Origin of the sequence: Phaeobacter sp. NW0010-22 (genome assembly GCF_040365955.1) — a bacterium.
In the GTDB taxonomy this organism is placed as follows: domain Bacteria; phylum Pseudomonadota; class Alphaproteobacteria; order Rhodobacterales; family Rhodobacteraceae; genus OMPR01.
Genome location: NZ_BAABWT010000005.1, coordinates 364,444 through 380,536, shown reverse-complemented (window position 1 = coordinate 380,536; position 16,093 = coordinate 364,444). Strand labels below are relative to the sequence as shown.

The 16,093-nt window shown below is 52.9% G+C and carries 10 protein-coding genes; 4 read left to right on the top strand and 6 right to left on the bottom strand.

The genetic code is table 11. The features are described from left to right. Nucleotides 1–528: 528 nt before the first annotated feature. Nucleotides 529–3,186, bottom strand: coding sequence for an AsmA family protein (locus ABWV33_RS13520; protein ID WP_353331425.1), 2,658 nt, complete (start codon nt 3,184–3,186; stop codon nt 529–531). A 778-nt stretch (nt 3,187–3,964) separates the two neighbouring features. Between ABWV33_RS13520 and ABWV33_RS13515 the strand changes: the two genes are divergently transcribed. Next, a complete protein-coding gene (locus ABWV33_RS13515) occupies nt 3,965–6,286 on the top strand; it encodes a calcium-binding protein (RefSeq protein WP_353331423.1) in 2,322 nt (773 codons plus the stop codon). Between the two features lie 459 nt (nt 6,287–6,745). Here the strand turns inward: ABWV33_RS13515 and ABWV33_RS13510 are convergent, their stop codons facing one another. After that, nucleotides 6,746–7,540 carry a carbon-nitrogen hydrolase family protein gene (locus ABWV33_RS13510; protein WP_353331421.1) on the bottom strand — a complete coding sequence of 265 codons (795 nt, stop codon included), beginning with the start codon at nt 7,538–7,540 and terminating at the stop codon, nt 6,746–6,748. 2 nt (nt 7,541–7,542) lie between these two features. Then, nucleotides 7,543–8,700: a M24 family metallopeptidase gene (locus ABWV33_RS13505; RefSeq protein ID WP_353331419.1), complete on the bottom strand. Its 1,158-nt coding sequence runs from the start codon at nt 8,698–8,700 to the stop codon at nt 7,543–7,545. 140 nt (nt 8,701–8,840) lie between these two features. Between ABWV33_RS13505 and ABWV33_RS13500 the strand changes: the two genes are divergently transcribed. Then, nucleotides 8,841–9,518, top strand: coding sequence for a GntR family transcriptional regulator (locus tag ABWV33_RS13500; RefSeq protein WP_353331417.1), 678 nt, complete (start codon nt 8,841–8,843; stop codon nt 9,516–9,518). Nucleotides 9,519–10,107: 589 nt separating this feature from the next. Here ABWV33_RS13500 and ABWV33_RS13495 read toward each other — a convergent pair. Further along, a complete protein-coding gene (locus ABWV33_RS13495) occupies nt 10,108–10,404 on the bottom strand; it encodes a hypothetical protein (RefSeq protein WP_353331415.1) in 297 nt (98 codons plus the stop codon). A 331-nt stretch (nt 10,405–10,735) separates the two neighbouring features. Here ABWV33_RS13495 and ABWV33_RS13490 point away from each other — a divergent pair, with 331 nt between their 5' ends. Further along, nucleotides 10,736–12,199, top strand: a complete 1,464-nt coding sequence (locus tag ABWV33_RS13490; protein WP_353331413.1) for a sulfatase-like hydrolase/transferase — start codon at nt 10,736–10,738, stop codon at nt 12,197–12,199. A gap of 89 nt (nt 12,200–12,288) precedes the next feature. On the opposite strand, the gene ABWV33_RS13485 is transcribed toward ABWV33_RS13490, so the two are convergent. Beyond that, nucleotides 12,289–13,980, bottom strand: a complete 1,692-nt coding sequence (locus ABWV33_RS13485) for a sulfatase-like hydrolase/transferase (RefSeq protein ID WP_353331411.1) — start codon at nt 13,978–13,980, stop codon at nt 12,289–12,291. Between the two features lie 10 nt (nt 13,981–13,990). Then, a complete protein-coding gene (locus ABWV33_RS13480) occupies nt 13,991–14,212 on the bottom strand; it encodes a hypothetical protein (RefSeq protein WP_147232818.1) in 222 nt (73 codons plus the stop codon). A gap of 195 nt (nt 14,213–14,407) precedes the next feature. Between ABWV33_RS13480 and ABWV33_RS13475 the strand changes: the two genes are divergently transcribed. Next, nucleotides 14,408–15,718 carry a tetratricopeptide repeat protein gene (locus ABWV33_RS13475; RefSeq protein ID WP_353331409.1) on the top strand — a complete coding sequence of 437 codons (1,311 nt, stop codon included), beginning with the start codon at nt 14,408–14,410 and terminating at the stop codon, nt 15,716–15,718. The last annotated feature ends 375 nt before the right edge of the window (nt 15,719–16,093 follow it).

Genomic DNA, 16,093 nt, shown 5'->3' with positions numbered 1-16,093 from the left:
AGGTCGGCGGGCAGAAGGATTCCGTCAAGGTATTCATATATGCGAGATCTTTTTTATCAAATGTGAAGCCCATGATTCGACAGTGCGCGCGGAGTTTGGAAGCCGACATGTAGAAAAATTGCTGACTAAATCCTGCTGAGGGCAGGGAGGGAGCAGTTGTCGGTATATTCCTCTTTAACCTGATGAATGGGGCGCTTGGCGGTCCAGTGGTCGCGCAACGCTCACGCTTGGCCTATGAATCGACCACCCTGGCATGATGTTGCTTCCGCCATTTCTTATGGCCCACGTCGCCCATGATTTATTGCGGTCCAGTCGTGAAATCCTGATTCACAGGCGGCGCAAGATGTTAGGGAGGATTCTCGAAATGAACCTTCGATTGCGCCAACTCCTGCGCTCAACAACTTGGCGAAGCGTTGCTTTGCCGATCATCGTTTAGCTTGCCGACCAGCGTCCCAGATTGCCGCAATCCCACAAACCGAAGTATGTAGAGTGAGTGGAAAGCCGTAGCCAATGTCAGAGCCTTGGATGTCATTGAAGCTGTAAAATGTCGGGAACGCAGGGTTGTCTTTTTGCAGGCATTTGATCTGCACCATCCGAACGCTTTAACTTTCTTGGCCCATCCTTAACTTTGATCTTTGGCTGGTTTATTGGCCCCTTTAACGTGGCTGGCCATGGGCTGCGTGAAAGGGGATCACCAATCTTGCGAGGCTGTAGATTGAGATCCAATTGTTTCTTCCTCAGGTCCACCCCTCCAAAGACAACGACTTGCACCTGATCCGTTTCCAACGTGGTCTTCTTGGTTGAGATCGTTCCATTGGAAATACTCAAAGGCGCGCGTAAGCAGGCAATGGGCGCAACCTTTTGTTTCTCTTTGGAAAACACCCAAGGCAATACCCCTAGACCAGCCAAGTCGAGAAGCTGAGTTTCAATCGATCCGTCGGACATGGAAACTGTCGCGTTGCCTGAGATAGAACGTGCAAAGCCTTTGATCGACTCTGTGCCACCTGTGAGGTTGAAATCGGCATGAATAGTGCCGCTCGCCCCTTTTTTGAAATTCAGGCTGTGCAGGATGTCATCTAATTGCCATCCCCCAGCTTTGCCAGAAATTGTTAGTAGATGCGAATCATCGGTAAGGTCCATATGGCCGTCCACGTGGAAGTGGCCGCCGCCATATTCAAATTCCAAAGGTCCAAAGCTGAGGTTCTTTTCGTCCAAAGTCACCTCGCTCTGCAAACTGCTGATGCCCTTGGCGCCTTCGATTTGGCGCAAATCGACGTCGACATCCATGTCCAATCCGGACAAAAGAATGGATCGACCGATCGGAGTGAGGGTTACATCGCGAAGAGGGTTTGGAGCTCCTTCGGGCGTTTCCGCGTCTTCGCTCGGGGTGTTCGCGTCATCCGAATTTCCTAATCTCCTTAATTGTAGGGCAGCCAATACAATCGTGCGAATTTGGTCAATCTTTATAAGGTCGCTATGGATGGTTGCCTGCAAAACGGGATTGGTTGTTGCGTCATCAAGCTCAGCTGAAATGTTCAACCCTGAGTCAGCGACGACCACGTCGGCACTTGTGCTCCAATCGGTACCTTGACTGCGTAAGTTAACGTCAAAGCTGGCCTGCCCTGTCTCAACTGGCTCAAGCGACAATGCTTGTAAGAGCTCTGCGCCGGAGGGTACCTTGACGCTTATTCCCAAATCTATGTTCTCAAATTTCAGGACATTGTTCACTGTTCCATGAACGTTGAGGCTCCAAAGATCTGTTTCACTAGTCTCACCATTCAAGTCGGAGAGTGAGAGTTGGTCGATGTCGCCGTCTAGGTGAAAGAGACCGGTGAACTTGCCCAGTTGATCATCTGCCCCCAACAGCTCTGGTGAAATCAGGCTGCTGGCTGGAATGTCCAGCACACCCTCCGCAGAAATACCCTGTAACTGCAAAGCGTCCTCGATGGACCCATTCAAAATAATGATAGGATCGGATGGCACCCCAATTCGCAAATTCACGTTGCCGACCCGCAGGGCGCCGTTGGGCGTTCTGGAAATTCCGGAGAATTTTATTGGCGGCGGCCCTTCGCCAGAGGTGTCCAAAGTAAAGCCATTGGTTTTGATGACCATCTGACGCTGAGGCGTTTGCCCAGGGACGCTGTCAATGATCATATCAACAGCGATAAGTTTAAGATCTTTGCGCCTATTGGTAGCTGCGGGCTCATCGTCCTCTGGATAAAGCCTGATCCGGGTTGTTAGCGAAACATCTGCGGGGTTTCCAAGTTCGCCGATGTGTCCCATCACGCCAAGGCTTTGCCCGCCGGCCAATTGCACCTCGACATCGAGATCATCAATACGCGCCACTTCTTCTTGGGTTTTATAGGTTGCACTAATGCTCCCTGTTCCTTCCAAAACGCGATCAAGTTTGAGCAAATCTTGTAACTGCCCAAGTTCGACGATCTCGACCGTCGTTTTTACTTCCAATCCGGTGGTCTGAGCGATTTGGTTTGCGGCTATAGAAATGTGTTCAAACTCAATCGAGACATGAAACGGGTTCTCGGATGGAAAGAGGCCTTTCAGTTTATAGGGTTCACCGTTCAATGTACCGGCTCCAATCGCTGTAGCATCTTCGGTAGCAGTGTCTCTGTTCAGAACCATGTCAGAAAGTTGAATATCTAAGTCCAGACCGTTTTGAGCATTCTGGTAAAGGACTATTACGTCGCTCAGACCGATTTCCTGATCTGAAAGCATTTCGGTGACCGAACTATCAGGAGATTTGGCGAGTTTCTTTTGACCGTTTTCATTTTCGGAAACCGCCTGCCAAGTGGTGGCACCGTCAGCATTGGTGAAGAGATTCAGGTGAACCCCTGCCACAGTAAGTTTGCTAAGTGACACCTTGCCCTTCAATAAGTCTTTTGTTGAAATATCAAAGTGCAAGGTGTCGATAACCGCGAGGTCGACACCTTCAATTGACGAACTGGGAAGCTGCAAACCAGTCGCTGAGACTTCTAGCTTGGCACCAATGCCAATTCGAACATCATCTTCGATCAAAACAGTTTGGCCAAGTTTCTTAGCTATCATGTTTTCAATAAAAGCAGTCCTTATCGAGGAAAACATGGACGACGAAAGAATAAGCCAGGCTGTACAGATTAAAAATAGGGCAATCGTACCCAACGCCATTAAACCTTTTATGAGGTACCGCATCGGATTCTCCCTTTTCACAAACATCTACATGCGAAGTCTAGAATGGTTTCGTCTCTGTTTGTCTATAAACTTAGCCACACTGCGGTTTTGGTTGACTCAATTCAAGCGCGATCGGCGAGGTCGCCACCACCATATGTTCAGCTGAAAGCGCGACGCATAACCTTTTAGTCGTTCCACGCAGCGGAGGTCGCCAGCAAAAGAAGCCAATTAGCTTTCCGTTCTTGTGAACTAAACCCCTTGTCCGCCTTGGATAGTTTTCTTCGCCTTGCCGTCAAAATTCGGTTAGGGCCGTTAGTCACGCTTTGCAAAGGTCGCTATCTGCGCAAACTTGCCGATGCCAGCCCAGCCCGAAGCGGCCTCATGTCCATAATTGCGAATTTGAAGTACCTGACCTTCACTGCGCAATGCACGAGTTGGTAAGTTGCGGACTTTGTTGTCCTTGGACATGCGGAATTGAATGACCGCTGGTAACACATCGAGACATAATTTAGCGTTCCCAGAATTGTAGTTTAGTGCAGCATCCTCTCTTGATGACCTATTTCGGCGTCAGTGATGCGGAAACCAAAAGCATGAGAAGGATAGCCTGCGCATTCTATGTAAGTTATCCGCCGTTAGATCGGTAGGCGCCTTAACTTGGCTATGCCAGCCAGCATCCCATTTCTTGTCTCTCAGAGCTTACCCTACGGAAGTGAGCGGGTTGATCGATGCTCAAAACGAGCGCAGTATGGATAGCAGAGTATTTATCTTAAGCGATTTTGGTTCCAGCGAGAGTTCAAACATGACTATTACTGTGTCAACAGCGGCTACTATCAGTGACATCGGTCTTGCAAGCGGGCGCGTATACCGCGTAGGAGATCGAGCCATCATTGTCCGCGATAACAAAATTGCGGCAATCAATGATGAAGGGGTCCTATTTCAGGCGATGGATTTTGAGCCTGCGCCGGGAGGCTGGGGTAAAGTCGACCCCTATTTCGTGCATGACAACGGCGACGATACGATGAACGTCTATTTCCGGCTGACAGGACCGAGCCTGCCTTTGAACCATAGTGACCTCTACGTGACATTGGATGCTGACACGGGCGCCAAGATAGGCTCAACTCAGACACTGCCGTATTCGCAGTCTGGCAGCCTGGCTAATTTAGGGCACACTAATTCGGGTCGCGCAAGTGGGCAGATGTTGCAACAAGCGGTGTCGCTGTCAGATGGAACAATTGCCGTTGTCGATACGGCAAATGTTTTGAACAAATTCGTTCTTAAAATCGTCAACCCTGATGGGACCGGCGTTGCGCTAAGCGCAGTGTTGGGCGACGCTATCCTAAACCACAATTCTCAATTGTTGGTTGACCTAACTGAAGTCGGCAACAAGGTTTTGGTTGCTTGGACCAACTATGCTCCCGGTCAAATTGGCCCTCCGGTGCACTTGCAGCTTGTCAATAAGGACGGCAGTTTTTTCGGCAGCGAAATAACTATAGGCAATGCAACTTCGACGCCATTTGGCGCTACCCCGGCAGTGCAAGTCGAGACCATGACAGACGGACGCATCTTGGTTGTGTGGACAGAAGCGGGCACCTCATCCGGGCCAGATACCGATCAGTCATCCACTTGGTTCTCGATCCTGAACGCCGATGGGACGCAGTCGGTCGGGGCCACGCTGGTCAACTCGGAAGTCACTGCTGGGCGCGAGGATACGCCACTGGTGGTCATCACCGAAAGTGGTTTTGTTATTGGCTACTCAGTTTTGGACTTTGCAGGCATACAAGAAGGCCGGCTAAAACAGTATGACGCTAACGGAACGCTCCTAGATACCCAGACTGGTGCTTATCTTTGGGGAAGTGATGATATCATTCGCACCGACAACAACTCGGCCTTCGTCGTCGGGGGCAATGTGTTTGAAATCGCTCTTCCCGGCGATGATACATCTCTGGATAGCGGAAGTGGTAGCGGTTTACCTGTCACCGGCACCAACGCTGCCGAGGACGTTTTGGGCACACCGATGGCGGAGATCATCAACGCGCTGGACGGAGGCGACTGGATTACGCCGGGCGGCGGCTCAGACACAATCGACGGCGGCGACGGAAACGATATGCTCTCGTTCTTCAACTTGGCCGAAACTCCGGGGCGTTCAAATGTGCAGTACCGCCTCGACATTGACATGGGTGCTGGCAGGGCGGTGAGCCATGATGGCGGCGAAAACATTTCGTTTACCAATGTTGAACGTTTGACGGCTACGATCTTTGCAGACTGGATTCGCGGATCTGATGGTGACGACGAGATTCGCGGTCTCGGCGATTATGATTGGATTATCGCAACCGAGGGCCGCGACACGATCGATGGTGGCACGGGGCAGGATATGATTTCCTTCCTCGAATATCAGTCGAGCGCGACCAATGTAATCGGCAATATATTTGACTCAAACGGACTACCGCCGACGGGGGCGCAGGCGTCGGGCGTGCTGATGAACTTGGCCGACCCGTCGGGCAACACGGGACTCGCGGCGGGGCTTGATCTGACCTCTGTCGAGCGGGTGACCGGCTCTGGGCGACAGGATGTGTTCTTTGGGGACAGCGGCCAGAACGATTTCCGCGGGCTCGGCGACTTTGACTGGTTTGTCTCGTCAACCGGCGGCCGCGAGCGCTACTTTGGTGGTGACGGACTGGACACTGTGACCTATTTCAACGCCAGCGCAGGCATTAAAGCGAGCCTAAGCAACGGCGCCATGGTTGGAGGCCGCGAGACCGGGTTTGGTTACGGCGGCGACGCCGCGCGCGACCTGTATTTCGAGTTGGAAAACATTGTCGGCTCGCGATTTGATGACGAAATCCGGGGCAGCTCGGAGCGCAACCAGCTCAATGGGCTGGAGGGCGACGATATGATCTTTGGCAAGGGCGGCACGGACTACATAATGGGCGGCCTTGGCAACGACACGATCGACGGCGGCGCAGGCTCGGACTACGCCTTGTTTTCGGGCGACTCGGCGGACTATATGCTGACGCGCTCGGGCAGTAACGTGACGGTCGTGGGGGCAGATGGCACCGACAATTTGGTGGATGTCGAGTACTTCCGGTTTGACGATGGGGATGTGACGATCTGGTCGTTGTAGTGCAGAGCAACTATGCAGCAAAAATAGTGAGCTCATCGGCATGTGTCCACTCCGGTAGTCTTCAATAAAAGCAACAGCTTAGTTGGCGCTATGGGATGCATAAGCCTTTGGCATGATTACCTCCTACGCGCGTCACCAAGTATCAATGTAGTTTCCTGTGCGGCGAAGCATCAGCTAGTCTGGGCTCGTAGCTGCCCTCCGCTGCTCGCCTAACGAATGTCTGTTTCGGGCTGGAAACAGACATTCCAAGCCTTCGATGGTTTAGTGCAACCTTCATTGGACATTGGCAACGACGGCTTTGCCCAGATAGCGCCCTTTGCAAAGTCGCGTGATCTGGCGACATCTCTTTGGCTGCATGCCGCATCTGCATTGGAAAGAGCCGACCTTCGCTGCAAGCGCGGCCAAAATAAGCATGATCGAATGGTAGAGGTGCGGGACTAAGCAGCTTTTGGGTGCAGGTTAACGTATTACTTCATTCAGCGCTTCACGATCCGCTAAATAGGGAAGCCGTGTTTGCGCGGCTGACACTTTGTCCAGTTGCAACGTACCATAGATTATCTCGGGATGTGCGCCTGCGCGTGCCAGTTCTTGCCCGTCTGGCGTTGCGATAAAGCTTTGCCCCAGAAACTCCATGCCGTGTTCGCTGCCAGCACTGTTGGCATAGGCTAGAAAGACTCCGTTTTCAAAAGCACGTGTCGGGATCATGCGTTGCGCCACCCAATCCCACTGAGCGCCAAGGGCGGTGGGCACCAGGACAAGCTCTGCCCCCATTGAGGCCACATGCCGCGCCGTCTCCGGGAATTCGGCGTCATAGCAAATCAGTGTTGCTATTCGCACATCGCGATAAGAGAAAAGTGCGCACTCTCTACCGGGTGTGAAATGGTCCCCCTCAAAGCCCGGCGGAATGACCAATTTACGGTGCCCGCCCAAACGCGTGCCGTCCGGGCCGATGCACTGCGCCGCGTTAAAGATCACCTCTCCATCGACTTCGGGAAACCCATAGTGGATTGCGACCCCATGGATTCTGGCAAGCGTCGCAATGGCATGCGCAATGGGACCGTCAGCAGGTTCAGCCCGCGCAACGACGTGCTCGCCAATATTATAGCCACTGGCAAAAAGCTCGGGCAGCAGCAGAAGGTCGGCACCCTTGGCGGCGACTGCGGGCATCACGCCCGTCAGCCAATCCAAGCGATCACGCACCGTGGTCAATTTTGCGGGCGATTGACCGACTGCAAGTCGAAACGAGCGGCTCATCCTTAACTATCCGTAACCAGCAATGTGCGGGGATACTCGGTGATGTAGTCAAACCCCGTCTCTGTCACCACGACGGAATCGCCGATGCGCCCTGCAGTCACCCCATCAATCGAAATGCCCCCATCCACGGCAAAGGTCATGCCGGGTTGCAGAATGGTGGTGTCGCCGGTTTTTAACTCTGGTGCCTCAAGGTAGGCCACACCAATCGACCGCCCGGTGCGATAACCGGTCTCATACCCGCGCTCAGCATAAACCTCGTTTGCAGCCGCGGCCAAGTCCTGTGCTTCGATGCCAGGGCGAATGGCGGCGATAGCAGCCTGTTGGGCGTCAATGGCGGCCTGTTGCACACGGGCGGCGTCATCGTGCACCTCGCCAATATGGAACATCCGGTCAAAACCCAGTTTGTATTGCTTGAACTGCGCCATGTTGCAAAAGCAGAAATAGACCGGATCGGCACGCTGATACTGACGCACCGAGGCACGGCGGTGCACCATGGATGTGTCCTTGCCACTTTGCAGGATCTGCAGATTGTGGATCATCGGCGAGACGAACCTGTCCCAACCCTTGTCCGTCAGAAAAGATGCCGCCTTGCGCGACCCGGCCTCGATCACGGCCAGTGCGCTTTCATATTCCTGAGCACCCTGTTGCAAGCTGCCATGCGCGGCCTTCATCATCGCACCTGCGATCTGGCCTGCTTCTTTCATCACCTGAATTTCAAATGGGGATTTGATCATCCGCATGGCCCCCAGAACGGGCGAGATATCCTTGATTGGGACACTAGGATAGGTGTCGTCCAAATGGTTTCGCACAATTGCGGGGATGCTGCTGCGTTCCACCCAGATCTTATCCGGTTTGTCACCCAGAGCACCCGCAAGGGCACGTCCCCAAGTACGCTGGCCCATGTCCTCCCAAGTGCGAACATCTTCGACCCATGTCATTGCGCCCACCATTTCGCTTTCCATCAGAGGCGTGATCACAACAGGCGCCTCATCAGCATTAACGACCAGCATAGTGGGACGACCAAATTCAATGCCAAGATAGCCCCAGAACCCCGCGAGATAAGCGATTGAGCTTTCATCCGTGAAAACAGCAAGCTGGGTGCCCTGGTCCTTCATGCGCGACTGTAGGGCAACGGTGCGGGCTTTGGCTTCGTCGAGCATGATAGTTCCCTCAGTTTTCTAGGTGGAAGGTTTCCCATACGGATATGCTGTATACACCTAGCGAGTCAAACTTAATAATTGGGCCAGTATTGCAGCTTACCTGCCTCTGGTGTATGCATCTTTAACCAAGGAAGTTTCTTATGTCCCTCGCTCAGAAAACTACTGAGACTGAACTCAAAAGTACGGTCGAAGACATCCAGCTGGAAATTGTGCAACGAATTTGTTTTCTGGATTACCCGCCAGGCGAACAGCTGAAAGAGGCTGAACTGGCTGCGGAATTTGGTGTCAGCAGAACCCCGATTCGCGATGCGATCAGCCGGATTAGCCATCTGGGTCTGGTGGAAACTCGAAATGGAGTGGGAACGGTCGTTGTCGTGTTGTCTGCCGAGCAAATCCGCCATGTCTATGAGATGCGGCTAGAGCTCGCGGCGCTAATCGGCACCATGTCACCCTGCACGATAACCGAAATCGATTGCGAAATGGGTCGGACATTGCTGCAAGAAGCAAAAGCACTGCGCACTGATTTCGGTCCCCGGCAATACATCGAAATCAATCATCGCCTGCATGTTCTAATCACCAGCCTGATCGGCAATGGGACCCTAAGATCATTTTGGTGGCAGACCTACTGTCAGGCGGCCAGTACCTGGTATCGGCAGAGCAACCAAAGAGGTTTTGAAATGGCCCAAGCACTGGTGGCGGAACTAGGCGACATCAACACCGCGCTAGAACTCGGCGATGTTGCTGCAATCGGGTACATCCAGCGCACCCACATCGGATACGGCTACCAACGGATCAAAACCCACCTTCTGGCGACCTAAGCAGAGCGAAGAGCCCCTGCCGCAGAGTTTAGAAGGCTGACAATCGTTACAGATTGTCCAATACAATAGCACTAAGGCCTGTTGGGAAGAGGTGGACACCAATCAGATCACTTATTTTCTGCAGTTCGCGGATACGCTTAACTTTACCGAAGCCGTACGGCGTCCCCCAGTCGATGGATTTGCGGTCTTGGGTTTACTGCAGGCTGCATGAATGCTCGATATTTTAGCCGCCATGCGGCCTTCACTTTTGAGGAGTTGCAGCAGTTTTTGAGCGATGCGCGCAGCGAGCATTCGGAATTTACGCGTTGGGCTCCAAGCCGACGTCCGCTGAAGTCGGCCCGTACGACCGCAGTCAGCTCTTAGTGTACGTTGCTGTCAAACTTGGCTTGTGATCACAGCGCGGACAGAACTGCCCGATGCTTGTGCAGCGAAGATCGCTGGTTCGCGCCCATCACGTTGCAAAGGAAGATGCAGCACTGTAGCGCGAATTCCCGAAAGCTGTCATTGACCGCCACCAAGCGTGATCGACCGCTGTCCGAACCGCTGTCGAAACTCTCACATGCGGTCAACGCGGCACTTCGCTGAACGCTTATTCGTGCTCGCCATTGATGCGCCGACCCAGATTATTTGCGAACAACTCAGGGCGCTCCGCAGCAGTGGAAAAGGTTGCAACTGTAATCGCCGCAGCTGCTATCAGAACAGTATGCCCAAGAATACTTGCAGCCAACACCGTGTAACTTCCAATAGCAGTGGCAAAAGCAACTGCCCACATGAATGCCAGTCCCTGCAGTACGTAGTGCCTTGTGGCAACATCCGGAATGTTACGAAGAGGACTCACTTCAGCATCGAATATTGAGTTCCATCCGTTTACGATAAATTGTCTCATCTTCAGTTCCCTTCCAAAACAACTTCCCAAAATGGAACGCCACGTGTGTTGATCCATACTCTTGAAGTTAACACTATCTGTTACGGGCTCACGTTTCCTTTGGATCAATTTTGCTTCCGTTGAATGCAGACGTTTGAGCTTAGCCGCGGTGACGACTGCTCTGTAGACAAAGCTTCCTTTTGCTTAAGTAATTGGAATGGATGCTTTATTGATTGTGCCATTTTGCCTGCTGGCAAATGGGTTTTGACTGCCGCTGGACAAGTTTGGCACATGTTGATTCAATGGTCTCGTGATGTCGCAAGCGTTTGTTACCGAAAGAAGTAAGTGCCCCATGACACCGAAGCAACCGAACATCCTGTTGATCATGGCAGATCAAATGACCCCTTTCATGCTAGATGCTTGTGGTGGCATAGGTGCCAAGACAGCGAATATGACAAAATTGGCGGCGCGTTCGGCAAATTTCACCAATACCTACACTCCAAGCCCGATCTGTGTGCCTGCGCGGTCGTGTTTCATGACGGGGCTCTTTACCTCAACCACCGGTTGCTACGACAATGGTGACCCCTATCACAGCTTCATCCCAACCTTTGCACACTACCTGACGAATGCCGGATATGAGACGGTGCTTTCGGGCAAGATGCATTTCATCGGTGCGGATCAGTTGCACGGGTTTCAGCGCCGACTGAACACGGATGTTTATCCATCAGGCTTCATCTGGTCTTACCCTATGCCGCCAGAAAATGACCCCAGCTTCAAAGCCTTTGACTTTGCACCTCAATACCTAGCGGAAAACATTGGCCCGGGTTGGTCGAAAGAGCTTCAGTACGACGAGGAGACCCATTTCAAAGCCATGGAATATCTGCGCAATACGCCCGACAAACCATGGATGCTAACTGTATCTTTCACCAATCCACACCCGCCATACAAAGTGCCAAAGAAATACTGGGAGATGTATAAGGACGCAGACATCCCGTTGCCCGAATACCCTGACGATATGGATGAGAAATACTCCGATTACGATCATGCCATACGACGTTGGCACGGGCTGCATTTGCGGGGCGACGAGATACGTGACCCCAAGAACCTGATCGCCATGCGGCGGGGGTTCGCTGCCTTGGCGCATTATGTGGATGACAAGATAGGTGATCTGCTTGAGGTTTTAGAAGACAACGGGTTGCGCAAAGATACGATTGTTATCGTGACATCAGACCATGGTGAGATGCTTGGTGAAAAGGGCATGATCCAGAAGCGGAGTCTGTATGAATGGTCGACCCGCATTCCGCTGTTCGTCGATATTCCAGACGTCGCTCCGCTGCAAATCGACACGCCAGTTTCGTTGCTGGACGTGCCTGTGACCCTGATCGACATCGCCGGGCAGAAGCCTGTTCAACCTTTGGAAGGCCGATCACTATTGCCAGCAATCCATGGCGCCGCACTGGAGGCGATCCCGGTCATTTCTGAATACCACGGCGAAGGCATCATGCGCCCTTCTTTCATGGTCCGATTGGGGGATTGGAAATACCACTACTGTCATGGCTCTGACCCGCAGCTTTTTAATCTCAGCGATGACCCGAATGAATGGAACAACCGCGTCGGAGACGCTGATTGCCATGAGATAGAGGCGACGCTGAACAAGGTGATCACGGGGGGACATTTTGACTTAGAAAAAATAGAAAGCGAGGTCTGGGAACGGCTGCCACTGAAGCAAGTCGTCAATGACGCAATGAAAGCAAATGAAACCGCATGGGATTATGCCATCGACCAGAACGCAGTCGCCCAGTACGTTCGGACGTAGCAATTAGGAGCGTATGCGGCTTCGGTCAATTGATAACAAAGCGGCCGTTAATGACTGGCGCAGCATTGGTCGAGCTGGGCTGAATGCAGTCATCTGACAGTTTCCGCCAGCCAACTCATGAACTTGTCTACCATTTCCTCACTCTCAGGCCGTAGATTTTCGATGCCGCTGTAGGGGCGATCACGCCCGACTTCCGCGTGGGGGTATTTTTGAACAGTCTTCATGTGGCGTTCAATAATGTCCTGATAACTTGCAGACGCCCACAACGCGATTGGCGTCAAAGGGTTTTCCTCTCTGGGGTCGCGATACACATCGTAAACCGCTGCGGCGACGCCTGGCGCACCGGGGGGCGGCAGTTCCAGTTTGAACTTCTGCTTCACAACCGCGCTCAACGTGTCAGTGCTGTAGACAAAAACGTAATCCCGGCGGCCATGTCCATCTCCCTCAAGCAACAGTGCGGATTGGTCAAGCCCGTCAATGACGCGGTCTGTCGGCACATGGTTTAGTCCGCCGCCGATGCGGGCAAACGTCGTGAAAAGATCCGCGATATGGATCATGTCTCCGGCCAGAGTGTCTTCTGCGATCATGCCCGGCCACCGCGCAAAGGCATTCACGCGAAGGGCGCCTTCGGTGGTGTCGACTTTACCACCGCGATACATGGTGCCGCTGAAGCCAAGAATTGTGTCAAATTGGCGGAAGCGACCATTGTCCGCCATGAGCACGATCAGGGTATTGTCAGCTATGCCAAGGCGGTCCACTTCATCAACAATGTCGCCAAACCATGTGTCCAACTGGCGGAGGCTTTCCACACCTGTGCCGCCGTTGGCGGTCTCGAACGTCTCAAACCGGGTGCGATCGAACTCGAGCGGAATAAGCGGCCAGTATTGCAGAAAGAACGGCTCGTCCTTGGCGGCCAGATCTTGTAAATGGGCAAGGGTTTCACGCTGATACTTCTCATGCATCGCGTCATAGTGCGCCTGCGTCCAGCGCTCGCCCGCCTCAAAGTCAACTTCACGCGCCAGTTCACCGCGGCGCGCTTCCAACGAGTAAACCAACCCATCGGGTTTGAAGGTGGCGTCAAGCGCATAGGGGTCATTGCTTGAGCCGGGCAACCAGCCCTGCATGGCTTGCGAGTAGTCAGATTCAGGCGTCATGAACCCCAGCAACACCTGCTGATGGATGGGGAATGAGGCATAATCAAACCCCTGATTGTGAGGATAGCCTTCCTCGATGTCCCCAAGGTGCCACTTGCCAATGTGGACCGTGTTGTATCCTGCCTCTGATAGCACTTCGGCAATTGTGACCTCTTTGCCAGCCAAAGATTCCCCCGCGACAGTGGCCTTCACTTCACCTAGACCGTTCCGTACCGGATGGCGTCCTGTCATCATAGCGGCCCGAGACGGTGTGCAGGAGGGTTCCGTATACATTCTCATCAAAGACAGACCTTCGTCGGCAAAGTCGTTGATGCGCGGCGTTTGTGAACCACGCACGTAATTCATCTCGGGGATGCCCATTTCGCCGAAGGAGAGGTCATCCACGAGGACATACAGAATGTTTGGCGGCTTTCCGTTGTTGCGCTCCCGAAACTCTGCAAGACGCGCCTCAATTGTCTGATCCTCCTTGGCCCAGACATCGCCGTGTTGCGCCTCGAGTATGTAATACTCGGCATCGTGCACAATATTGTTTTCCGCTAAAGCTGAAGCTCCAAACAGGCCGACGCTCACCAAGCTAGCAGCCCAAAGGCCGATTTGTCGTCGATTTTCTCGAGAGAGTAGGGTCATTTTCATGTCCTCATTGTTGTGGGGTGACGTCAGTGGATGGGCTGCTTTTCTTTCGTGAGTGATCGGCGACGTCCAGCGCCGCGCGCAGGTCTTCTTCCAACTCGGCAAGAGCGGCTGAAATGTCTTTGACGGCAATCTCGTCCGGCCCGCCCATACAGGTAAACTGCTCATCCAAAACAGTTAGAAGCTGCCGATAGTCGGCAACCATTTCCTGAAATATTTGATCTCTCACCAAAGGCGCGTTTAACGTAGGCAACCGGTCAGAGAATGCCTTATTCAACACTTTTGGGACACTGCATTAGGCTCCACCATCCAATAGATAACGGCTCAATGCTGCCTTGTTGCCATCCGCAGCGGTAGTGACATACGGTGAGACTCGTGTGACACTGGTCTGTCACCTTGCCTCAAGTTATTGAAGTTATTGAATATGACAAAGCACCCAGCACCATCTTCAGAGGATGTTCAAAAGACACTGTTGCAGGTGATCGGGAGCCAGACTTTTGCCAAGTCCGACCGCTCAAAAGAGTTCCTGGGCTATATCGTTTCGGAGGCTCTTGCTGGTCGCGGTGCCGCAATCAGGGGGAAAACGATTGCCGCCGACGTGTTCGGAAGAGATCCGGGTGAGCCCGACAGCGACAATGTTGTACGGGTTGAAGCGCGGCGGTTGCGCCGAAAACTTGATGACTACTACCGGGATGCCACCGTAGACCACGTCGTGCGCATCCATATAGATCAAGGCGGGTATGCACCACGCTTTGAAACCATCGTGTCAAAGGAGGTCTCCGCTCCGCCAGAATCAGAAACGAAGACCAACTGGCGCTTTGTAGGTTTGGCGGGAATAGTGGGAGCAGTGCTGGCATCAGGTGCCATTTTCGTCGTGACGAGTTTTATGGGGTCAGACGCTTCATTATCTCAGCCGCAATTGCCTGAACTGGAACGGCTTGCTCTTCGAGAAAAGTCCATGGCAACGCTCCAAGCTGCCAACTTAGATTTGCAAGGTCGGAACCTTCTCTTCCCAATTTTGGATCCTAACCGACAAAAACTTGCGATAGCAACATTTGAAGAAGCGATACAGTTAGATCCGACCTACTTTGGCAGTTACGCCAGTGCTGCGCATAGCTTTGGCACGCTAGCGCTCTTGTCTCCCACTGATGGCGAAGGCCAGATCTTACTTAAGACCGCTCAGTTAATGGCAGATGAGGCTGTTTCACTCGCCCCACAGGAGGCGTGGTCCCATGCAGGCCGCGCTTGGGTAAGGTTTGCTCAAAGGAACTTTCCTGAGGCGGTCAGACTTGCTGACTTGGCGCTTGAAATGGCCCCCAATGATGGAAGTGTGCTGGACACGTATGGTTTCATCATGCTCACGACAGGACACTTCGAAGAAGCTGCTGAAGCTTCCGCTCCAGGTCGAGACCTTGACACCAACGGTCTAAGGCTGGCCCGACGCAATGTCTTTGCGGTGTCTTCTTTCCACTTGGGCAACTACGCGGACACGCTTGCGTCTTTTGCCCATGCCATTGAAGAAGGCGCGCCAGTAAGTGCGCCAACACTGGTCTTTATCGCCGCTGCCCATGTGGAGTTGGGAAATAGGACAGAAGCAGCGAGAACGGTTCGGGAAATTCAAGAAACCTACCCTGACTTTAACCCAAAGCATGTTCTTTCCCGCTTTTATCAAGATGCAAAGCATGCCGACATGGTTGCAAACTCTCTCAGGTCTGCAGGGTGGACAACAAACTGAACTTAAGGCCGGACATGTTTGCAACAAGAAAGCGTCCAGACAAGAAGTCCCTCCGAAGCGGTCCTTGGCTGAGAGGGCAGCGAAGGGCCGCTTCTCGCCCAGTTTGTCAACCGAACCAGTCTGTTTCGGGTTGGAACCAGCAACCAGTCGATAGGTCAGAGATCAGCAAACAGGCAGGCAGGGAGAAAATTGCCTGCTGCATCGACGCAAGTCTGCCGTGAGCCCAACTGTCAAATGCCGCACAGAGAAGGAAAATAAGCTATTTCTCAGGTTCGCAGAGTTCCTATGGTTCATAACGACTATGCGAGCATACGTCGTCCCGGAGGCGGCCGTTAGAGACGAAGTGCAGCATTTCTTAGGTCTGATCAGGTATGT